This window comes from Streptomyces sp. NPDC043896 (genome assembly GCF_056435605.1).
Genome location: NZ_JBWKEE010000001.1, coordinates 266,422 through 287,887, shown reverse-complemented (window position 1 = coordinate 287,887; position 21,466 = coordinate 266,422). Strand labels below are relative to the sequence as shown.

Genomic DNA, 21,466 nt, shown 5'->3' with positions numbered 1-21,466 from the left:
CCGTCGGCCAGTCAGGCGTGTGCTGCGATGGGAAAGCCTTGGTCGGGGATTCCCACAGCGGTGGGAGCACCTTGGTCGGGGACTCCCACGTTCGTGTGCCCTGTCGTGTCAGGGCGGGGCGGCCGGCCGGAGAACGGCCGGCCGGAGTGATCAGCCGAGGCGCTTGACCAGCTCGTGGTACTGGTCCCACAGCTCCTTCGGGGTGTGGTCGCCGTAGGTGTTCAGGTGCTCGGGGACCAGGGCGGCCTCCTCGCGCCAGACCTCCTTGTCGACGGTGAGGAGGAAGTCGAGGTCCTCGTCGGAGATGTCGAGGCCGTCGAGGTCGAGCGCGGCCTTGGTCGGCAGGATGCCGATGGGGGTCTCGACGCCCTCGGCGGTGCCGTCGAGGCGGCCGACGATCCACTTCAGGACGCGGCTGTTCTCGCCGAAGCCGGGCCAGACGAACTTGCCCGCGTCGTTCTTGCGGAACCAGTTCACGTAGTAGATCTTCGGGAGCTTGGTCTGGTCCTTGTCGGCTGCGACCTTGACCCAGTGGGCCATGTAGTCGCCCATGTTGTAGCCGCAGAAGGGCAGCATCGCGAAGGGGTCGCGGCGCAGTTCGCCGACCTTGCCCTCGGCGGCGGCGGTCTTCTCGGAGGCGATGTTCGAGCCGATGAAGACGCCGTGGTTCCAGTCGAAGGACTCGGTGACCAGCGGCACGGCGGAGGCGCGTCGGCCGCCGAAGAGGATCGCGGAGACCGGGACGCCCTTGGGGTCCTCCCACTCGGGGGCGATCGTCGGGCACTGGGCGGCCGGGACGGCGAAGCGGGCGTTGGGGTGGGCGGCCGGGGTCTCGGACTCCGGCGTCCAGGCGTTGCCCTTCCAGTCGATGAGGTGCGCGGGCGCCTCTTCGGTCATGCCCTCCCACCAGACGTCGCCGCCGTCGGGGGTGAGCGCGACGTTGGTGAAGACGGTGTTGGCGTACATGGTCTTCATGGCGTTGGCGTTGGTGTGCTCGCCGGTGCCGGGGGCGACGCCGAAGAAGCCGGCCTCGGGGTTGATCGCGTAGAGGCGGCCGTCCTCGCCGAAGCGCATCCAGGCGATGTCGTCGCCGATGGTCTCGACCGTCCAGCCGGGGATGGTCGGCTCCAGCATGGCGAGGTTGGTCTTGCCGCAGGCGGATGGGAAGGCGGCGGCAATGTACTTCGGGGTGGCCTCGGCCTCGCCCTCGCCGGCCGGCGGGGTGAGCTTGAGGATCAGCATGTGCTCGGCGAGCCAGCCCTCGTCACGCGCCATGACGGAGGCGATGCGCAGCGCGTAGCACTTCTTGCCGAGCAGGGCGTTGCCGCCGTAGCCGGAGCCGAAGGACCAGATCTCGCGGGACTCGGGGAAGTGCGAGATGTACTTGGTGGTGTTGCAGGGCCACGGCACGTCGTCCTGGCCCTCGGCGAGCGGAGCGCCGAGGGTGTGGACGGCCTTGACGAAGAAGCCGTCGCTGCCGAGCTCGTCGAGGACGGCCTTGCCCATGCGGGTCATGGTGCGCATGGCGACCGCGACGTAGGCGGAGTCGGTGATCTCGACGCCGATCGCGGAGAGGTCGGAGCCGAGGGGGCCCATGCAGAAGGGGACGACGTACATCGTCCGGCCCTTCATGGAGCCGCGGAAGACGCCCTGCTCGCCCGCGAAGATCTCCCTCATCTCCGCCGGGGCCTTCCAGTGGTTGGTCGGGCCGGCGTCCTCCTCCTTCTCGGAGCAGATGAAGGTGCGGTCCTCGACGCGCGCGACGTCGGAGGGGTCGGAGGCGGCGTAGTAGGAGTTCGGGCGCTTGGTCTCGTCGAGCTTCTTGAACGTGCCCTTGGCGACGAGCTCCTCGCACAGGCGCTCGTACTCGGCCTCGGAGCCGTCGCACCAGACGATGCGGTCCGGCTGGGTCAGGGCTGCGATCTCCTCCACCCAGGAGACGAGCTCCCGGTGGGTCGTCGGGACGGAAGTGGGAGCCGCGTTGTCGCGCGCCACGATTGCTCCTTGTTGAGGGGTTTGTTTGGTGTATGCCCCGTGGGGGCTGCGACCCGGACGCTTCGCGCTCCGCTCATCCGGTGCCGACCGCACTCATCTGATCATCCGGTGGATGTGCGCATATGTCCAGGGGGCCTCTCACGTGAGCATCGCCACGTCCGTCAATCTTCCGTAAAGAGCACTAACGGAAACCTACGGACCCGTAGGTAGCATGTGGACCATGACTTCAGACGCCGCCGCCGTGCCGAGCGCCGTACCGGTCGCACCGGTCGTCACGGCAGGTCCGGAGGCCAAGCCGCTGATGCGCGGCTGGCTGCACACCGGAATGTTCCCCGCCGTGGTGGTCGCCGGCCTGGTGCTGATGGCCTTCACCGACTCGACGAAGGCCCGCGTCGCCTGCGGGGTGTACGTCCTCACCGCGTGCCTGCTCTTCGGCGTCAGCGCCGTCTACCACCGCGGCACGTGGGGGCCGCGCGGCGAGGCCGTCCTGCGGCGGCTCGACCACGCCAACATCTTCCTGATCATCGCGGGCACCTACACCCCGCTGACCGTCCTGCTGCTGCCCGACTCCACCGGCCGGGCGCTGCTGTGGGCCGTGTGGATCGCGGCCGCGGCCGGCATCGCCTTCCGGGTCTTCTGGGTCGGCGCCCCGCGCTGGCTCTACACCCCCTGCTACATCGCGATGGGCTGGGCGGCGGTCTTCTTCCTGCCCGACTTCCTGCGGACCGGCGGCATCGCCGTCCTGGTCCTGGTGATCGTCGGCGGTCTGCTCTACAGCGTCGGCGGGGTCATCTACGGGATGAAGCGTCCCAACCCCTCCCCCCGGTTCTTCGGCTTCCACGAGGTCTTCCACTCCCTGACGCTCGCGGCGTTCGTGGCCCACTACGTCGGCATCTCACTGGCGGCGTACCAGCACGCGTAGCCGTACGCGCAGCCGTACGCCGCCCCGCGCGCGCCGCCCGTACGCCGCCCGTACGCCCCCGGCGCGCCCCGCGTCAGCGGCGGCCGACGGCCGTCCGTACGGTCACCGCGTTGTTCCCGGTCGCCGGGTCGAAGGTGGCGGAGGAGACCTTCGCCGCCGCCTCGACCGCGCCCTTGTCCTTCGGCCGCACCGTGACGCGGAAGGTCTTCTTCTGCCCGGCGCCGAGCTGCCCCACGTCCCAGGTCAGCTCGTTCGCACTGGGGCGCTTGGCGTGCGGAGTGGCGGACACCGTGTACGCGCCGCGCGGCTTGGCCAGCCGCACGACCGTGCGGGCGGCGGCGGAGCGGCCGTGGTTGGTCACCGTCACGGTGTAGGTGTACGCGTCGCCCGCGCGGGCCTTGGCCGGCGCGGCCAGCCGGACGGACACGTCGGCGGCCCGGCCCCCGACCGACACCCGCCCGATCCGGTTGCCGAGCAGCTCCGTGAACCACATGTTCCCGTCGGGGCCGGCGGTGATGTGGAACGGCGTGTTGTCCACGTCGGGGGTGGGCACCGGGAACTCGGTGACCTGGCCGCCCGGGGTGATCCGACCGATCCGGTTGACGTTGGACTCGCCGAACCAGAGGTTCCCGTCCGGGCCCGCCGCGATGCCGACCGGACCGCTGTTGCCGGTGCGCAGCGGGAACATCCTGACCTGGCCGTGCCGGGTGATCCGGCCGATGGCGTTGGAGTTCGGATCGGTGAACCAGAGGTTCCCGTCCGGTCCGGCGGCGATGTTGAAGGGGGCGCCCTCCGCGTTCGGCAGCGGGTACCCGGTGACCTTGCCGGACGGGGTGATCTTCCCGATCCGGTTGGTGGCGGGCTCGGTGAACCACAGGTTCCCGTCCGGTCCGTTCGTGATCCGGTACGGGGCGCTCTCGGTGGCGGGCAGCGGGAACGCGGTGACCTTCCCGGCCGGGGTGATCCGCCCGACGCGGGCGGCCCCCGCGTCGGCGAACCACACGTTGCCGTCCGGCCCCCCGGTGATGCCCACCGGGTAGGCGTCGGCCTGCGTCAGCGGGAACTCGGTGATCCGGCCGGAGGTCGTGATCCGCCCGATCCGCTTGCCGGAGGGCGCCGTGAACCACAGGTTGCCGTCGGCGGCGGAGGTGATGTCGTCGGGGAAGCCGCCGGCCGTGCGCAGCCGGAACTCCTCGATCTTCCCGTGCGGGGTGATCCGTCCGATCCGGTCGGTAGCGTTCTCCGTGAACCACACGTTGCCGTCGGGCCCCGCGGTGATGCCGACCGGACCGCTGCCCGCCGTGGGGGGCGTGAACTCCCTGATGTCCCCCACCGCGGCCTGCGCGTGCCCGGAGAGGGCGGGCAGGCTGAGCAGACCGCAGGCCGCCAGTACGGCCAGGCGCCCCCTCCCCGTCCGGCGGCGGGGGCGGTGCGCGCGGGACGGTACCGGGGCGGGCTGCACGGTCTCGGGCATGGGTCGCGGAACCTTTCGACCAGAACGGGACGGGCCGGAAGAACCCAGCGCTCAGCGTAGGAGGACGGCCCGCCTCCCCCACGGGACGACGGGCCGTCAAACGGGTGCTCTTGGAGCACTTCCTCAGATGCTCAGCAGGTGTATCCGTCCCCGTCCGCGTCCAGCCGCAGCGGGTCGCTGCCGTTGACCTTCATCCGCTTCGGGAACTGGTGGGCGGCCAGCCACTCGCAGCGGGCCTTGGTCGTCTTCTTCACCTCCGCCGGGAAGGCGGCCGGTACGCACACGCTCGCCGTCCCGTAGTGCCGGTCGCAGCCGGCCACCGTCGGCGCGACCGGAGCCGAGTCCCGCTTCTGCGGGTTGGCCTTGGGCGCGGCGAGCTTGTCGGCGAAGGAGTGCTCGTGCGGGGAGGGAAGCTGCTGCCCGTCCGCCTTCGCCGCCGCCAGCGCGGGGGCCCCGCCCAGGTGGACCCAGGTAGCGACCGACGGGACGCCGTTCGCGTCGACCCCGAACAGCATGTACCAGCCGGGCGGCGCCAGGTTGGGGTTGCTGGTGACGTTGAGGTCGATGGTGGTGTTGTTGACCACCGTCATCGGCAGGTCCACGAACCGCTGGTTGGGGTCCGAGGAGTGGGTCACCGCCGCCGGGCGGATCAGTTCCGCCTTGGCGATCGGCCGGTCCACGGTGATCCGCTGCGTGTCCCCGTACACCCACTCCGTGTCGATCACCGAGGTGAGCTTCGGGCGCGGCCCCTTGAACAGGTAGGGCGGCGTGTAGACCGACACCGCGTGGTTGTAGGTTCCGTTGCCCGGGTTGTCCCCGACCGACATGACCCGCCCGTCGGGCAGCAGGAACGAGCCGGAGTGGTAGGTGCGCGGGATCGGGTCGGTGGCCAGGCCCGCCTGGTAGGTGTTGGTCGCCGGGTCGAAGAACGAGGCCTCGAAGACCGGGTCGGCGCGGTCGTGCAGACCGCCGCCGGTCTCCAGCACCTTGCCGTCCGGCAGCAGCACCGCGGACACGAACATCTTGCCCTCGGCGCCGGTCTGCGGACGCTTGCCCTGGCCCTGGTCGACCAGGCCCTGCGGGAGGTCGGGGCCCGCGGTGTAGGCGGGGCTCGGCTTCTTCAGGTCGATGATGTCGGTGAGCCGGTTCGCGGCCGGGTTGCGCTCGTTGTTGCCGCCGCCGATGGTCAGGACCCGCTGGTCCTGGGCGGGCGGCAGCAGCACGCTCGCCGACTCGTCGCGCTCGTCCTTGTTGCGCAGGCCGGGCACGTCGGTGATGGTGTTGGCGTCGTAGTCGTAGATGGACGCGCCGGTGCCCGGGGTGCCGTTGCCGAAGGTGTGGCTGCCGGAGTAGAAGAGCCGGCCGTCCTGCATGAGGATCATCGACGGGTACAGGCCCCAGTACGACCAGGTCTGGTTGACCTCGTTCATCGGCAGCCACTTGTTCTGCGCCGCCGAGAACTTCTCCGCGGTCACGTTGCCCGTCGAGTCCTCCTTCAGCCCGCCGAAGGAGATCACGTCACCGTTGCCGAGGATGGTCGCGGACGGGTACCAGTGCCCGCCGTTCATGTCGTTCGTCTTCGTGTACGTCTCGGTCACCGGGTCGAAGATGTACGAGTCCTTCAGCCCCTGGTAGCCGATCTTGCCGTCGGCGGACGGGTAGCCCTTGTTGCCGCTCATCACCAGCACCCGGCCGTCGGCCAGCTGCACGTGCCCCGAGCAGAACATGTCCACCGGCGTCGGGATCGTCTTGGCGGTGCCCGCCACCGGGTCGTACACGGCGGAGGTGAAGGTCCCCGCGTTGAACTGGGAGATGTCGTTGCCCGATCCGGCGATCAGCAGCACCTTGCCGTTCTTGAGGACGACGGCGTGCATCGACCGCACCGGGTTCTGGGTCGCCATCACCTCCCACTTGCCCTTCGCGCACTGCTCGGCGGTGCCCGTGCAGGTGGGCTGCGGCGGGACCGCGCCGACCTCCTCCAGCGCGTAGTCGTCACTGGTGAGGGTGCCCACGCCGTAGACGGACAGCCCCCACGCGATCTTGTCGGTGTTGGGCGGGACGGCGGGCGTACGGACCTCCGTGCGCGCCCACGCGGCACTGACCGGCGGGTTCTGCAGGTCGGTCCAGTACTGCCAGCCGGCGGTGGTGTCGTGGCGGAACACGGTCACCGACACGTCCGGGGTGTCCGACTTGTACCAGGCCGACAGGTCGTACTGCCTGCCGGGCACGACGGTCGGGGCGCAGGCGGCGTTCTCGGTGACCAGGGCCTTGCGGTCGCCGCTGACGCGGCGGGTGAGCGAGACCTTCATGGCCTTGGTGCCGCTGTGCGCGTCGGCGACGGTGGCGAAGGTGAAGTCGTTGTCGCCCCAGCCCGATTTGGACCAGCAGGCGGGCATGTCGGAGCCGGCCGCTCCGGCGGTCTCGAAGCCGGGGTTGCTGAGCAGGTTCGGCGGTCCGGCCGTGGCCTGCTGGGGTGCGGTCAGGAGGAGGCTGGCGGTCATCGCGCCGACGGCGAGCAGAGCGGCCCGGCGCCCCGCCCCCCGTCGGATCTTCCTACGCATACTCGGTCCTTTCGGTGCGGCTCAACTCCTGGTGGGGCGCGCCGCGCGTGGCCCGCGCGGCAGGTAGACGAGTGCCTCGGTGGCGGCGAAGCGGAGCACGAAGGTGGTCACCAGCGCGAGCGCGGTCGCGGGCAGCACCTCCAGGCCGAAGCGGCCCACGAACAGCGCGATCAGCGGGATCCGCAGCAGCAGGTCGGCGTTGGCGAGGAGGGCGAAGCGGCCGAGGCGGTCCGCCCAGTGGCGGTGCCGGCGCCGGTCGCGGAAGAGCAGCGTCTCGATGAACAGGAAGTTCCACAGGACGCCGGCCTGGTTGGCGAGGACCTCGGCGGCCAGGTACTGCATCCCGGCGTGGGTGAGCAGCCACAGGGCCAGCAGGTTGGGGACGAAGCCGGAGAGCCCGACCAGCCCGAAGCCGATCATCCTGGCCAGGGAGCCCGCGGTGCGCAGGGCGGCGAGGTGGGTCAGGAAGCGCAGCCCTTCGCGGGCGGTGGACTTCGACTCCCCGGCGAAGCGGTCCTGGAAGACGAAGGGGACCTCGGCGCGCCGCTCCGGGCGGCAGCGGACGGTGAGCTCCAGCAGGATCTTGTAGCCGAGCGGCTGGAGGGCCGCGCCGGTGACGGCGGAGCGGCGCATCGCGAAGAAGCCGCTCATCGGGTCGCTGATGCCGCGCAGGGCGCGCGGGAAGAGTCCCTTGGCCAGCCAGGTCGCCCCCCGCGAGACGGCGACGCGGTAGCCGCCGGCGAGTCCTGCCCGGCTGCCGCCGGGCAGGTAGCGGGAGGCGACGACGAGGTCGGCTCCGGTGCGTTCGCCCTCGCCGACGAGTTCGGGGACCAGGTGGGGCGGGTGCTGGAGGTCGGCGTCCATGACGACGATCCAGTCGGAGCCGGCCCGTTCGATGCCGGCGACGACGGCCCCGCCGAGGCCCCCTTCGGGGCTCTCGCGGTGCAGGACAGACACGGGGAAGGGGCAGTCCGCGGCCGCCTTCTCGATCACGGCGGGGGTGTCGTCGGTGGAGTCGTCGACGAAGAGGACCTCGTAGGGCGGCCCGTGCGGGACGGCGGAGCGGAGCCGGTGGAGCAGCTCCCCCACGTTCGCGGACTCGTTGAAGGTCGGGATGATCAGGGTGACGCTCCCGGCGGCGGCCACCGCCGGAGCGTCCACTTCCGGATCATCCAGGGCATGCGGGGGCCACAGGTCCTCGCTCATCGTGGTTCAGCTCCCACTCTCGCGGTCGGTGCGGCGGATCTCGATACGGTCCTCGCCCGTACCGAAGACGGCGACCGCGGTCGAATGCTCCAGAGCAGCCTTCACGTTGGGCAGGTCCGCGGCGTCGCGACGCACGGTGGGCGAGGACACCACGTAGTCGATGTCCCGCCATCCCCGCGGCAGGGTCTTGGTGACGGCCGGGTCGAGGTCCGCCTTGTAGAACCAGATGGCGCCGTCCCCGGGTGCAAAGCCGTGGTGAACAGCGTCGAGCCAGAGCGCGTCGTCGACGAGGACGCGGGTGTTCGCCGGATCGGCCACCTCCCGGCCCAGCCAGGCCGCGGCCTGCCGGTAGGGGGCGTTGGCGTCGACGGTCAGGGCGGTGTGGTTGCCCTCGTACCAGCGCGGCAGCACGTACGCCGCCGCCGACACGGCCAGGACGCCGACCAGCGCCCGGCGTGCGTACACCAGGCCCCAGCCCTCGCCCGCCTTGCGGCGGCGGCGCAGCACGGCGTGCGTGACGCTGGCCGCGCCCCCGGCGAGGACCAGGGCGAGGAAGGGCATCGCCTGGATCACGTACATCGCGGGGAGGTAGCCGGAGGGGCGCATCGCGACCACGGCCAGGATCACGACGGCCAGGGCCGGCCCGGCGAGCGCGCGGGCGGTCACGGACCACCGGTGGGTGACCAGGAGCAGTACGGCCCCGGCCAGGCCGCCGAGCGGCAGCACGGCGTCGTAGTACAGCCACGACCGGAAGACCCCGTTCGAACCGGAGCCCGGGTCGAGGATGAAGCCGGAGCCGGGACGGCTCATCTGGTACGTGATGCCGTCGATCAGGGAGACGTGTCCGGCGCCGGGCAGCAGCTCGTTGTTGAGCAGCGCGAACAGCGGGTACGAGAGCCCTATCAGCGCACAGGCGGTGATCGCCCCGGTCACGGCGAACTTGCGGGTGTCGCGGTGGCTGTGCCGCCACATCGTCACCAGCAGCGCCGGGAGCACCACCAGCATCGTCTCCTTGGTCAGGACGGCGGTGGCGGCCGCCAGTCCCGAACCGAAGTGGTGCCACAGGTGGCGGCTGGGGGACGCGGCCAGGCAGAACGCCAGCAGGATCCACATGACGGCGAGGTTGTCGAGGAAGATCTCCCGCTGGAGGACCACCGACAGCGGCGACAGCCCGAAGAGCCCCATCGCCAGCCCCGCCGCCCAGCGCGGCAGCCACAGCCGGCGCGCCAGCACGTACATCAGCACCGAGCTGGCGGCGGAGACGGCCAGCATCGAGAAGCGCATCGGCGCGACCGTCATCCACTCCGGCACGAACAGCGCGGGCAGGTACGTCAGGCCCGCGATCTGGATCCAGCCCAGCGGCGGGTGGTCGTACCAGTACGTGTAGTGCGCCAGCCCCTCGCCCTGCTGCACGGCCCACGCCTGGGCCAGGTAGGTGCCCTCGTCGTCGCTCAGGGTGGGGAAGTTGGTGATGTTCCAGCCCTGTACGAGGACGATCGCCAGCAGGATCGCACCGCAGAGCAGCAGGTCCGGACGGGAGGAGCGGAAGCGCACCATCGGGCGCGCGGCCGCCGGGCGCACCCCGAGGCCGCCGCGGACCTCGGGACCGGAGGAAGCGGAACCCGTACCGGTGCCGGTGCCGGGCGGGCGGCGGACGGGCAGCAGCTGGGCGGTGCCGGTGGCGTCCGCCGGCTGGGGATCAGTGGCCGTGGGCAGGGTGGCGGTCACTGGTGGCTGTCCTCTCGGATCGGCGTGGCGGAGGTGGCGGAGGTCAGGTGGGCACCGGTGTGACTGGTCAGCTCCCACTCGTTGCGGCCGCGCTGCTCGCGCCAGACCGCCCGGATGGCGGCGCCCGCCAGCATCACCTGGTAGAAGGGGCCGCCCACGATGAGCTTCAGGTAGTGCACGAACCGCACGCGCAGGCCGTACTGGCGGCCGAAGTCGTGCAGGCCGACGATCTCGAAGACGAAGGTCACCATCGCGGTGATCATGGGGAGGAAGGTGATGATCGCGATGCCGACGGGTACGTCGAGGAAGACCGCGACCGCGAAGTTCACCGGGATGATCACCCCGGAGGCCGCCTGCATGAAGGGGGTCATCAGCGTGTAGCGGGCCAGCCAGCGCTGGCCGCGGCCGGGGAGCTGCTGCCAGTCCTTCTTCCGGTAGACCTGGAGGAAGCCCTGGTTCCAGCGGGTGCGCTGCTTGAGCAGGCTCACCAGCGAGCCCGGCGTCTCCTCGCGGGTGACCATGTCGGAGTCGTACGCGACGACCACCTTCTTGCCCACCGACGAGAGCCGCACGCCCAGGTCGCAGTCCTCGGCCAGGCAGTTCTGGTCCCAGCCGCCGGCCTCGCGCAGCACGTCCGTGCGCACGAAGACGGTGTTGCCGCCCAGGGGGATGAACCCCTTCTCGGCGTGCAGGTGCAGACGGGAGCGGAACCAGAAGAAGTACTCCAGGCAGTTGCGCAGGCTGTACCAGCTGGAGTGGAAGTTGATCAGCTGGACCCCGCCCTGCACCACGTCCGCGCCGGTCGCGCGGAAGGCGTGGTCGACGTGGGTGAGCAGCTCCGGGTGGACCTGGTCCTCGGCGTCGAAGACCCCGACGATGTCGCCCCGGCAGTGCGGCAGGGCGGTGTTGAGGGCCTTCGGCTTGTTCTTGGTCTCGTTGTGGTCGACGATCACGCGCACCCGCTCGGGCGCGCGGGCGGCGGCGCGCTCGGCGACGGCGGTCGTCTCCGGGTCGTCGTGACCGACGATGACGATGATCTCGTAGTCGGTGTGGCTGGACTCCAGCAGCCGGTCGATGGTGTGCTCCAGCACCGCCTGCTCGTGGCGGGCGGGCAGCAGCAGCGAGAACGACAGCCGGCCCTCGCCGTCGGGGCTGTCGAAGCGGGTCGAGGCCAGCGTCTCGGGCGTACGCCACGCGTGCATCTGCCACCACAGCGTGAAGGCGGCCATCCAGAAGAGCGCCAGAGATATGGCGGCGACAAAGACAGACGTGAGCAAACTGTCCCCCCAGACAAGCCGCAACCCCAGGCGGCGATCGAAAACCCCCCGGAGACGGCCCGGCCCCCCGGCCTGCCGCCTCCGCTTCCCCCACGCGCGCACCCCCCAGTGCGCTGTTCGCTGACTCCCGAAGACACGAGACTAGACAGCGAAAATGAAACTCAGGCGCCACTCGAATAAAAACCGCGTTTCCAAGTGAGCCTCAAGCAACCGGAATTGACGCTACTCCCCCACAATCAGGGACGAACCGCCCCCAACTGCTCGGCCAGCTCGACCGGTTCGGTCGTAGGCCGCGCGCAGACGAAATGTCGACACACATACGCCGTCGGAAGGTCGCGCACGAGTGTGCGCTCGGCCAAAAGGGGGAACTCCCCGCCGCTCCCGTCCGCCTTGCGCGGGAGACCGACCGCCACCACCGCCCCCGGAGCCGTCCCCAGCAACGCCGTCCGGTGCAGCGCCGCCGTCGCCGGATCCTCCGGATGGCCCACCACCGCCACCTCGCGCGGCCCGTCCACCAGCGCCTCCGCGACCGCCAGCCCGTGCCCGATGAAGCGCGGGGCGCGCGGCCCGAGCGCGTGCACCACCCCGAGCGCCCGCTCCGCCGCCTCCCGGTGCGGCCGCGAGCCGGTGTGCGCCGCGTACGACAGCAGCGCGCCGGCGGCGGCGGTCCAGCCGGAGGGCGCGGCGGTGTCGGTGGGGTCCTGCGGCCGGCGGATCAGCTGCTCGGCGTCGTGCGCGGTGTCGTACAGCGAGCCGTCCTCGGCGGTGAAGCGCGCCATCACCAGGTCGACGAGGAAACCGGCGAACTCCAGCCACACCCCCTCCCCCGTGACCGAGGCCAGGGTCAGGAACCCCTCGGCGACGTCCCCGTAGTCCTCCAGCACCCCGGCGTTGGCCCCGACGCGGCCGTCCTTGCTGGTCCGCGCCAGCCGGGGCGTCCCGGCCGTGGCGTCGAAGTGGACCCGCACCAGCAGGTCGGCGGCCTCGATCGCCCGCTCGACCAGGTCCGGCCGCTCGAAGAAGGCCCCGCACTCGGCGAGCGCCGCCACGGCCAGCCCGTTCCAGGCGGCGACCACCTTGTCGTCCCGGCCCGGGGCGGGACGCCGCCCGCGCGCCGCCAGCAGCCGCTCCCTGACGGAGGCGATCCTCTCCGCCTCCACCACGGGCCCGTCCGGCGGCAGTTGCAGCACCGACTTCCCGTGCTCGAAGGTCCCCTCCTCGGTGACGCCGAAGTACGCGGCGGCCAGCTCCCCGTCGGCCTCCCCCAGCACCTCCGCCAACTGCACGGGCGTCCAGGCGTAGTACGCCCCCTCGACGTGCCGGCCGCTGACCGGGTCCGCGCTGTCGGCGTCGAGCGCGGAGGCGAACCCGCCTTGCTCCGTCCGCAGTTCCCGCACCATGAAGTCGGCCGTCTCCAGCGCCACGCGCCGCGCCAGGTCGGAGCCGGTGGCCCGCCACAGGTGCGCGTACACCCGGCACAGCAGGGCGTTGTCGTAGAGCATCTTCTCGAAGTGCGGCACGACCCACTCCCGGTCCACGGAGTACCGCGCGAACCCGCCGCCGAGCTGGTCGTAGATCCCGCCCCGGGCCATCGCCTCACAGGTGTCGGCGGCCATCTGCAGGGCCCCCTCGGACCCGGTCCGGGCGTGGTGGCGCAGCAGGAACTCCAGCGCCATGGACGGCGGGAACTTCGGCGCCCCGCCGAACCCGCCCCGCGCGGCGTCGTACTCCCGCGTCAGCCCGAGCAGCGCCCGCCCCAGCTCCTCGGGCCCGGGCAGCCCGGCCTTCCCGTAGTCCAGCTGCCGTCCGGCGAGATCCCGCACGATCCGCCGCGCGACCTCGTCGACCTCCTCGCGCCGCCCGGTCCAGGCGGTCCGCACGCCTTCGAGCACCTGCATGAAGGAGGGCATCCCGTGCCGGGGCTCGGGCGGGAAGTAGGTGCCGAAGTAGAAGGGCTCGGCGTCGGGCGTGAGGAACACGGTCATGGGCCACCCGCCCTGCCCGGTGGCCGCCTGCACGGCCTCCATGTACACGGCGTCGATGTCGGGGCGTTCCTCGCGGTCGACCTTGACGTTGACGAAGTGCTCGTTCATGTAGGCGGCCGCCAGCTCGTCCTCGAAGGACTCGCCGGCCATGACGTGGCACCAGTGGCAACTCGAATAGCCGACGCTGAGCAGCACCGGCACACCGCGCTCGCGTGCCTCCGCGAACGCCTCCGGCGACCAGGGCCACCAGTCGACCGGATTGTCGGCGTGCTGGAGCAGGTACGGCGAGGTCTCGTTCGCGAGGCGGTTCGGCATACGCCCAATCTAGCCCCCGGGGCCCTCACGTCAGAGCCCGCCATGAGACAACGAAATCCGAAGCAGTCCATGATGCGGACGCCGATTTCCGCACTCGACGCGCCATCCGACAAAAGAAACCGAAGAGTAGGGGTTGTGTCACCGCCTCGCGGTCGGCAAGATCGGGCCCCTGTGACACGGCCGGAAGGGGCAGCGCGTTGGGCAAGAGGGCCGGGAGCGGCGGCGGCGGGGAGTTGCGGGCCGGGGCGTACGGGACGTTCGACTCCGTCGTCATGGCCGTCGGGGGGTGCGGGCCCGCCTACACCGTCGCCGCGACGATTCCCGTGCTCGTCGCCACCGTCGGCATCGCCGGTCCCGCCGTGCTGCTGTACTGCGCGCTGCCGACGGTCGGGATCGCGCTGGCCTTCCGTCAGCTCGGGCGCCTCGACGTCAACGCGGGGGCCGGCTACTCGTGGGTGGCGCGGGCCCTGCACCCCTTCCTCGGCTTCCTGAGCGGCTGGGCCCTGGTGGTCTCGGCGACCGTGTTCCTCGTCTCCGCCACCCTGCCCGCCGGCAGTGCCGCGCTCGCCCTGGCCGATCCCGCACTGGCCGGCCGCACCGGCCTGGCGACGGCGGTGGGCGCGGGCCTGTTCGTCCTCATGGCGGGCGTGGTGGCGCTGGGGGCCCGGATCGGCCCGTACGCCCGCCGGGCCATCACGGGCACGCAGCTCGCGCTGCTCCTGGCCTTCTCGGTCGCGGCGCTCACCGCCGACGGCCCCACGACCGGCTTCTCGCTGTCGTGGTTCGGTTTCGGGCACTTCGACACCGCGCACGGTTTCGTCGCCGGGGCGCTGGTCGCCGGGGTGATGTACGCGGGCTGGGACGTGGCGAGCAACCTCAACGAGGAGACGCGCGGCAGCCGTCGGGGCTTCGGGCTGGGCGGGATCATCGGGGTGGTGGTGTCGTTCGTGGTGTTCTCGCTGTTCACCGTCGCCACCGTCCGGCTGCTGGGGGTGGACGCGGTGCGGAAGAACCCGGACGGTTTCCTCTCCGATCTGGGTGAGGCCGTCTGGCCCGGCTGGGGCGGACGGCTGCTGGTCCTGGCGGTCGTGCTGTCGACCGTGGCCACGCTGGAGACCGCCCTGCTCCAGGCGACGCGGACGCTGTTCGCCATGGGCCGCGACGGCACTGTGCCGGCCGTGTTCGGGCGGATCCACCGGGAGTGGCGCACGCCCGCCGTGGCCACCGGGGTGATGGCCGGCGTGGCGCTGCTGGTGGTGGCGGTGGCCGCCACGGCCGGGTCCGGCACGCGGTTCGTGCGTGACGCGGTGAGCGGGATCGGGCTGCACATCGCCTTCTACTACGCCCTGGCGGGCCTGTCCGCGGTGGTCGTCCACCGCAGGGTGCTGTTCCGGTCGGTGTGGAACCTCGTCTTCGTCGGGCTGTGGCCGCTGGCCGGGGCGGTGTTCATGGGCTGGGTGTTCGTGGTGTCGCTGCCGGAACTGTCGGGCAGCGCGCTGGCCATCGGGCTGGGGGCGCTGGGGCTGGGGCTGGTCCCGATGTTCGCGGCGTGGCTGCGGGACCTGCCGTACTTCAGTCCCCGGCCGCTGGATCCCGGCCACGAGGCCTTCGCGGCCGGGCTGCGGGAGCACGCCGGGGCCGGCGGCGGGGCGGGGACCCGGCGGGACGGTGTGCTGACCGACTTCTGAGGCACCGCCCCCGTTCCCCCATCGAGGAGTACGCATGTCAGCGTGGCTGCGCCGCCGGCGTGCCGGAGCCCCGGACTACGATCCGGCGTTCGGCGACCGGGCCCTGGAAGAGGGCGTCCAGGACATGGTGATGGGCCGTTGGGAAGGTGCCCGGGACCTCCTCGCGCAGCATCCGCGCGACGACTGGGACCGGCGTGCGCACCGGATCCGGCTGCTGGCGGACGCGGCGGCGGACCGGCACACGGTGGACGTGTGGCACGCGTCCGACCCCTGGGATCCCGACGCGGCGGTGCTGCGTGCGGAGACCGAGGTGATGCGGATGTTCGCGCTGGCGCGGGGCGGTTCGACGCCCTCGCGGGACGCGCTGGAGCAGGCGGCCCGGTTCTGCCTGCGGGCGGCGGAGCTGGCCCCGGACGATCCGCACCCGTACGTCTCGCTGGTGGCGCTGGCGCGGCTGTACGAGGGGGGCGACCCGAACCTCGGCCACTGGTGGCGGGAACTGCGGGCCCGGGACGCCTTCCACCGGGAGGGGCACCACCAGGCGCTGCGCTACTTGTCGGCGCGGTGGCACGGTTCGGCCGGGGAGGCGTACAACTTCGCGTGGGACACGGCGGTCTACGCGCCCGTGGGGTCGCCGCTCGCGGTGTTGCCGCAGGTGGCGCGGGCGGAGCAGTACCGGCACGCGCAGGCGGAGCAGGGGCGTTCGGCGATCGGGCTGGCCACCCACTGGAGCGGGGAGCGGGCCCGGTGGGACCTGCGGGAGGCGCTGGACAAGTGGATCGGGGGGCGGACGGCCGGGTACGCGCAGGACGTGGCGGATCTGAACCATCTGGCGCACGGGCTGGTGCACGCGGGGATGGAGGCCGAGGCGGGGCCGGTGTTCGCCTTGCTGGAGAACCGGGCGACGCGGGTGCCGTGGGCGTACAGCGGTGATCCGGAGGGGCTGTTCGTCCGCTGGCGTGACCGGGTGCTGGGGGCGGTCTGAGCGCGGCGGCGGCGCGTCCACACCTGCGCGCGGATGACCGTCGTGTTGTCAACTGCCTCTGAAATAGCTCAGATTCCTCGCGCTCCGAGGTGTCCCGCAGGACACTTGGCGCACGTTTCCGGAGCTCTCCGAGGAGGATGCCGATGCGGGACAGCCATCGTGTCGAGGCCGAACGGGTGCTGGCCCGGGCCGTCGAGGAGGAGGTCCGGCGGGCGGGGCCCGGGGCGGCGGACCGGGAGGCGCTGCTCGCCCGCGGGCGTGACGCGCTGGACGGGCTCGCGGCGGCCGCCGCGGAGGAGTACGCGGCGTACGTCGCGGCCCTGGACGAGGCGGCGGCCGGGGCGCAGTCGCTCGGGGAGGCCTTCCGGCGGGGGAACACGGGGACGGCGCTGCTGGTGACGGGTGTCGCCGCGGCCGCGGCGGTCGGGGCGGACCTGGCCTTCGGGGTGGACGCGGGGACGGCGTTGAGCGCGGGGTTCGTCGTCGGCGTCGCGGGGGCGGCGGCGACGGTGGCGAAGGTGACGGCCCTGCACGTGCCCGCGGCGAACCGCCGGGCCGGGGCCGCGGGCCGCCCGGGCGGGCCGGAGCAGCTGCGGCTCCAGTGGCTGACGGCGCTGGAGGTGCGCGGGATCCGGCCGTTCCTGGAGCAGGAGCGTGCGGTGGCGGCGGCTGCCGCGCGGATGCCGGCGGCGGCCCCGTCGCGGGGCCGGGCCGGGGCGGGTGCGGTGGTCAACGGCATGGTCAACGGCAACGTCAACGGCAACGGCGCCGGCGGCGGTCCGGCGGGCGTGCTGCGCGGGGGTGACCGCAGCGCGGAGGCCCGGCGGCGCAGCATGCTGGAGCAGTCGTTCGGTCAGCTCCCGGACGCGGACGCGCTGTTCACGGGCCGGCGTGCGGAGCTGACCCGGATCGCGCAGTGGGTGGCGGCGGCGCGGGCGAGTACGGAGACCCGGCCGGTGGTGGTGGTGCTGCACGGGGAGCCGGGGGTGGGGCGCACGGCGCTCGCCCTGCGGGCGGCGCACGCGCTGCGGGACCAGTTCCGCGGGGCGTGCGCGGTGGACCTGCGGGGCGGGGCTACGGGCGCGGGTGAGGCCCCGCTGTCCACGCGGGAGGCGCTGTTGCACCTGCTGAACCGGCTGGGGGCGCCGCGCGAGCAGCTGCTGTTCCGGGAGGGCGCGTCGGCGGAGTCGCAGGTGCGCCGGCTGACGGAGCTGTACCACCAGCACCTCCAGGGGTTCCCGGTGACCGTGGTGCTGGACGACGCGGTGGATCCGCGTCAGGTGCGGGCGCTGGTGCCGGAGCGTTCGGAGAGCCTGGTGCTGGTCACGGCCCGGGAGCCGCTGGAGCTGCCGGAGGGGCTGGGGGCGTGGGTGCACCAGCTGCCGGTGGTGCGCCTGTCCGGGGAGGAGGCGGCCGAGGTGCTGCGGGCCGGGGCGCGGGCGGCGGGCGAGGCAGCGCCGGAGGGGGCGGCGCTGGACGGGCTGCTGGAACTGGGGGCCGGGCTGCCGCTGGCGTTGCGGGTGCTGGCGCCTCTGGGGTCGGCGCGGGCCTCGGACGGCGGTGGGGGCGGAGGGCTGGAGCACGCGCTGGAGCTGGCGTACGCGCGGCTGCCGGAGGAGCGCCGCCGGCTGCTGCGGCGGCTGACCCTGGCGGGGCGGGCTTCGCTGGGGGCGGCCGCGGCGGCGGCGCTGGCGGGTGCGGAGCGGGTGGAGGCGGGGCGGCTGCTGGGTGAGCTGGCGCGGGCGGGCCTGCTGGACCTCGTACGCGGGGAGCGGTACCGGGTGCACGACGCGGTGCGCGCGTACGCGGCGGCGCGGCTGGCGGCGGACGAGGACCGGGCGCAGGCGGCGGCCGCGCACGAACGGCTGATCCGGGACTACGCGCAGCTGGCGGACTCGGTGATCCGGATGGTCGACGGGAAGATGTCGACGCGGGCCAACCACTTCGGCGGGCACGGTTTCGCCTCGCTGGACGCGGCGCTGCGCTGGCTGGACGACGAGTCGAGCTTCATCACGGCGGCGCTGCGGCATTCGGAGGGGGTGGACCAGCAGGCGGTGCTGGATCTGCTGGGGGCGCTGTGCGACTTCTGCCTGCTGCGCGGGGACCTGTACCGGCTGGGCGAGATCAACGAGCTGACCCGTGCGGTGGACCGGGGGCGGATGAACCGTTCGGTGCAGTGGCGTACGGGCATCGCGGCGCGGCAGCTGGGCGAGCTGGACAAGTCGCGTACGACGCTGACCTCACTGGTGGACGAGTACAAGGCGGCCCGGCAGGAGGCGGGTGCGGGGATGGCGCTGGTGTCGCTGGGGATCACGCTGCACCACCAGGGGAACCTGCCGGAGGCGGCCGCGCGGATCCGGGAGGCGCTGGTGCTCCAGGAACCGGAGGAGCTGGCGGGTGACCGGGCGTGGGCGTTGCACGCGCTGGGTGCGGTGGAGCGGGACCGGGGGCGGCTGGGGGAGGCGGTGGCGCTGCTGGGACGGTCGCTGGAGCTGCACCGGGAGAGCGAGAGCGTGCACGGGGAGGCGTGGGCGCACTTCCAGCTGGGGCAGGTGTTCCTGCGGACGGGCGACGTGGCGCGCGCGGAGGAGGAGCTGCACCTGGCGCTGGGGCTGTACGGGCGGACGCGGGACGACCGGGGTGAGGCGTGGGCGCTGACGCAGCTGGGGCGGGCCCGGGTGGTGGACGGGGATCCGGAGGGGGCGCTGGAGCGGCTGCGGGACGCGCTGGCCCGGCACCGGCTGGCGGAGGACGCGCGCGGTGAGGCGTGGACTCTGTACTACCTGGGGCAGGCCCTGGAGGAGGACGGTGAGCTGGACCGGGCGGTACGGGAGCTGGAGCGGGCCCGGACGATGTTCTCGCGGATGCGGGACGTGTACGGGCTGGCGCACGCCCGCTACCACTCGGGGCGGGTGACGCGGGACCAGCGGGCGGCGCAGACGGGGAACCTGCGCAATTCCGGGTTCGCGCGGCAGCTGCTGGTGGACGCGCGGGCGGACTTCCGGCGGATCGGGCTGGCGCACGGCGAGGGGTGGACGTGTGCGGAGCTGGCGGTGATCGACGCGGGGAACGCGCGGGTGGGCCAGGCGGTGGGGCTGTGCGAGGACGCGGTGCGGCTGTTCGTGTCGTACGGGGACCGGCGCGGGGAGGACTGGGCGCGGTTCCTGCGCTGCACGATGCTGCCGTACGCGGATGCGGGCGGTTCGGCGGTGGAGGAGGCCCGGGCGGAGCTGGCGCGGCTGGTGGCGGCTCCGCACGCCCTGCGGGACGGCCGGCTGGAGGACTGCCTGGAGACGTACGGGGTGGTGCTGGCGCGGGGGGTGGACCCCGCGGAGGGCTGGCAGGCGTGGCGGCTGGGCCTGGTTCCCGGCCTGCGGGCGCGGGAGGTGATGGGGGTGGCGGTGCCGGGGCTGTAGCGGGGCGCGCGCCGGTTCCGCCCCGCCGGGGCGCGCGCGAGTTCCGCCCCGCCCGGGCGTGCGGGGCGGGACGGAACGCGCGTGCCGTCGTGCGGATGCTACGCCTTGGAGGCGTCGGCGGCCGGGGCGGCGGGGGCCGCGGCGGTGGCTTCCTGGGTCTCCTGGAAGTTCACGCGGCCCATGTGCTTGCTCATCGACTTCATCAGGCCCCACACGCCGAGGGCGAGGGCGGCGAACACGACGAAGCCGAGGAGGCCCGGCGTCACCTTGTTCTTGTCGAAGGTGTCGGCGGCCAGCGGAAGGAACTGGGTGATTGCTGCCTGGGTAGCGCTCATGGTTACGCATTCTCCCGGATGCCCGCGAAGAGGTCGGACTCGGGGAGGGAGGTGTCGACGAGCGACTTGGCGAGCTCGTACTCCTCGGTGGGCCAGACCTCCTTCTGGATCTCCATCGGGACGCGGAACCAGCCGCCGTCGGGGTCGATCTGCGTGGCGTGCGCGATGAGGGCCTTGTCGCGGATCTCGAAGAAGTCGGAGCAGGGGACGTGCGTGGTCAGGGTCCGCTCCTTGCGCTCGAACTCCTTCCAGCGCTCCAGCCACTCGCCGTAGGGGGATTCCAGGCCGCGGGCGAGGAGGGCCTCGTGGAGGGCGACGGTGCGCGGCTTGTTGAAGCCCTGGTTGTAGTAGAGCTTCTGCGGCTGGTACGGGGCGCCGTACTCGGCCTCGGGGAACTTGTCGGTGTCGGCCGCACCGTCGAAGGCCACCATCGTGATCTTGTGGGTCATGATGTGGTCGGGGTGCGGGTAGCCGCCGTTCTCGTCGTAGGTGGTGATGACCTGCGGCTTGAAGGCGCGGATCTTCTTCACCAGCTCGCCGGCCGCCTCGTCGACGTCGGCGAGGGCGAAGCAGCCCTCGGGCAGCGGGGGCAGCGGGTCGCCCTCGGGAAGGCCGGAGTCGACGTAGCCGAGCCATTCCTGGTCGATGCCGAGGATCTCGCGCGCCTCGTCCATCTCCTTGGCGCGCACCTCGTGGATGTTCTCCTCGATGTACTTGTCGCCCTGGAGCTTGGGGTTCAGCACGGAACCGCGCTCGCCGCCGGTGCAGGTGACCACGAGTACCGGCACCCCCTCGGACACGTACTTGGCCATCGTGGCCGCGCCCTTGCTCGACTCGTCGTCGGGGTGGGCATGGACGGCCATCAGTCGAAGCTGCTCGGTCAAGACAGGATCCTCTGTGATTCGGCGCGACGGTCAACCTCTATATTGACCGAATCGGGGGTGGGAAAATTCCTGGGCTTGTCTGCCCTTCCCGGCGAGAGGAATCGATCATGGGCGCGGTGCGCGAAGGGCTCCCCGAGGGCCGGTACGGCCGGTCGGCGGACGAGCGCGCGGACCGGAAGCTCAAGATCGTCGGTTCGGTGCTGGGGGTCGGACTGCTGGCCCTGGTCGGCTGGATCGGCTGGGACTACGTCGGCGGGCAGAGCGTCAGCGCCGAGGTGATCAAGTTCCAGATCGTCTCCGACAACGAGGTCAAGGTGCACCTGGAGGTCCGCAAGGAGGCCTCGGTCACCGGTGTCTGCACCCTCAGCTCGCAGGACGAGCAGCACGGCGAGGTGGGCCGGGCGGACTTCACGTTCGCGCAGGCCGAGAAGCGGGTGGACGAGATGGTCACCCTGAAGACGACGGGCCGCGCCACGATGGTCGAGCTGGTCGGCTGCCAGCCGGCGGGCACCGCGAACTGACCCCGGAGCCGGGCCCGCGCCCGCCGCCCCTGCGCGCACCCGGGCCGCCCGCCGGCCCCCCGGACCCGCGCGCCGCCTCCCCGCCCCGGACGACGGGCACGCCCCCGCCCGCGCGGCGGAATCCGGCCCCGGCCGCCCCGGCGGGGCATCTTTGATCATGGCCATGCCCCCGGC

At 72.4% G+C, this 21,466-nt stretch carries 14 protein-coding genes; 5 read left to right on the top strand and 9 right to left on the bottom strand.

The window, feature by feature from the left end:
• Positions 1 to 150 precede the first annotated feature (150 nt).
• On the bottom strand, positions 151 to 1,995 hold the full coding sequence (locus AC069X_RS01395; RefSeq protein WP_478723858.1) for a phosphoenolpyruvate carboxykinase (GTP): 1,845 nt from the start codon (positions 1,993 to 1,995) through the stop codon (positions 151 to 153).
• 220 nt (positions 1,996 to 2,215) lie between these two features.
• Here AC069X_RS01395 and trhA point away from each other — a divergent pair, with 220 nt between their 5' ends.
• A complete protein-coding gene (gene trhA, locus AC069X_RS01390; RefSeq protein WP_478723856.1) occupies positions 2,216 to 2,917 on the top strand; it encodes a PAQR family membrane homeostasis protein TrhA in 702 nt (233 codons plus the stop codon).
• Positions 2,918 to 2,990: 73 nt separating this feature from the next.
• On the opposite strand, the gene AC069X_RS01385 is transcribed toward trhA, so the two are convergent.
• The 6 genes from AC069X_RS01385 to AC069X_RS01360 form a co-directional block, all read right to left on the bottom strand.
• Complete coding sequence (locus AC069X_RS01385; RefSeq protein WP_478723854.1) at positions 2,991 to 4,391, bottom strand: virginiamycin B lyase family protein; 1,401 nt, start codon at positions 4,389 to 4,391, stop codon at positions 2,991 to 2,993.
• 131 nt (positions 4,392 to 4,522) lie between these two features.
• Positions 4,523 to 6,952, bottom strand: coding sequence for a galactose oxidase-like domain-containing protein (locus AC069X_RS01380; protein WP_478723852.1), 2,430 nt, complete (start codon positions 6,950 to 6,952; stop codon positions 4,523 to 4,525).
• 21 nt (positions 6,953 to 6,973) lie between these two features.
• The gene (locus tag AC069X_RS01375) at positions 6,974 to 8,158 is read right to left on the bottom strand and encodes a glycosyltransferase (RefSeq protein ID WP_478723851.1); all 1,185 of its coding nucleotides are present in this window, start codon (positions 8,156 to 8,158) and stop codon (positions 6,974 to 6,976) included.
• Positions 8,159 to 8,164: 6 nt separating this feature from the next.
• Complete coding sequence (locus AC069X_RS01370) at positions 8,165 to 9,886, bottom strand: ArnT family glycosyltransferase (RefSeq protein WP_478723849.1); 1,722 nt, start codon at positions 9,884 to 9,886, stop codon at positions 8,165 to 8,167.
• Positions 9,883 to 11,163, bottom strand: coding sequence for a glycosyltransferase (locus AC069X_RS01365; protein WP_478723847.1), 1,281 nt, complete (start codon positions 11,161 to 11,163; stop codon positions 9,883 to 9,885). The genes AC069X_RS01370 and AC069X_RS01365 overlap by 4 nt, the downstream gene beginning before the upstream one ends.
• 236 nt (positions 11,164 to 11,399) lie before the next feature.
• Positions 11,400 to 13,463 (bottom strand): thioredoxin domain-containing protein, encoded by a 2,064-nt coding sequence (locus AC069X_RS01360; protein ID WP_478723845.1) that lies wholly within the window; start codon positions 13,461 to 13,463, stop codon positions 11,400 to 11,402.
• Positions 13,464 to 13,660: 197 nt separating this feature from the next.
• Between AC069X_RS01360 and AC069X_RS01355 the strand changes: the two genes are divergently transcribed.
• The 3 genes from AC069X_RS01355 to AC069X_RS01345 all read left to right on the top strand — a co-directional run bounded on the left by AC069X_RS01355 (position 13,661) and on the right by AC069X_RS01345 (position 19,552).
• Positions 13,661 to 15,151, top strand: a complete 1,491-nt coding sequence (locus AC069X_RS01355) for an APC family permease (protein ID WP_478723843.1) — start codon at positions 13,661 to 13,663, stop codon at positions 15,149 to 15,151.
• A gap of 34 nt (positions 15,152 to 15,185) precedes the next feature.
• A complete protein-coding gene (locus AC069X_RS01350; RefSeq protein ID WP_478723842.1) occupies positions 15,186 to 16,136 on the top strand; it encodes a hypothetical protein in 951 nt (316 codons plus the stop codon).
• Positions 16,137 to 16,279: 143 nt separating this feature from the next.
• On the top strand, positions 16,280 to 19,552 hold the full coding sequence (locus AC069X_RS01345) for a tetratricopeptide repeat protein (protein ID WP_478723840.1): 3,273 nt from the start codon (positions 16,280 to 16,282) through the stop codon (positions 19,550 to 19,552).
• A gap of 98 nt (positions 19,553 to 19,650) precedes the next feature.
• On the opposite strand, the gene AC069X_RS01340 is transcribed toward AC069X_RS01345, so the two are convergent.
• The gene (locus AC069X_RS01340; RefSeq protein WP_478723838.1) at positions 19,651 to 19,887 is read right to left on the bottom strand and encodes a hypothetical protein; all 237 of its coding nucleotides are present in this window, start codon (positions 19,885 to 19,887) and stop codon (positions 19,651 to 19,653) included.
• Positions 19,888 to 19,889: 2 nt separating this feature from the next.
• Complete coding sequence (gene mca, locus AC069X_RS01335) at positions 19,890 to 20,771, bottom strand: mycothiol conjugate amidase Mca (protein ID WP_478723836.1); 882 nt, start codon at positions 20,769 to 20,771, stop codon at positions 19,890 to 19,892.
• Between the two features lie 107 nt (positions 20,772 to 20,878).
• On the opposite strand from mca, the gene AC069X_RS01330 reads away from it, so the two are divergent.
• Positions 20,879 to 21,292, top strand: a complete 414-nt coding sequence (locus AC069X_RS01330) for a DUF4307 domain-containing protein (protein ID WP_478723835.1) — start codon at positions 20,879 to 20,881, stop codon at positions 21,290 to 21,292.
• Positions 21,293 to 21,466: the final 174 nt, after the last annotated feature.

Coding starts and splice junctions, on each gene's coding strand:
- trhA (WP_478723856.1), top strand. CDS start 2,216: ATGACTTCAGACGCCGCCGCCGTGCCGAGCGCCGTACCGGTCGCACCG.
- AC069X_RS01385 (WP_478723854.1), bottom strand. CDS start 4,391: ATGCCCGAGACCGTGCAGCCCGCCCCGGTACCGTCCCGCGCGCACCGC.
- AC069X_RS01380 (WP_478723852.1), bottom strand. CDS start 6,952: ATGCGTAGGAAGATCCGACGGGGGGCGGGGCGCCGGGCCGCTCTGCTC.
- AC069X_RS01375 (WP_478723851.1), bottom strand. CDS start 8,158: ATGAGCGAGGACCTGTGGCCCCCGCATGCCCTGGATGATCCGGAAGTG.
- AC069X_RS01360 (WP_478723845.1), bottom strand. CDS start 13,463: ATGCCGAACCGCCTCGCGAACGAGACCTCGCCGTACCTGCTCCAGCAC.
- AC069X_RS01350 (WP_478723842.1), top strand. CDS start 15,186: ATGTCAGCGTGGCTGCGCCGCCGGCGTGCCGGAGCCCCGGACTACGAT.
- AC069X_RS01345 (WP_478723840.1), top strand. CDS start 16,280: ATGCGGGACAGCCATCGTGTCGAGGCCGAACGGGTGCTGGCCCGGGCC.
- AC069X_RS01340 (WP_478723838.1), bottom strand. CDS start 19,887: ATGAGCGCTACCCAGGCAGCAATCACCCAGTTCCTTCCGCTGGCCGCC.
- AC069X_RS01330 (WP_478723835.1), top strand. CDS start 20,879: ATGGGCGCGGTGCGCGAAGGGCTCCCCGAGGGCCGGTACGGCCGGTCG.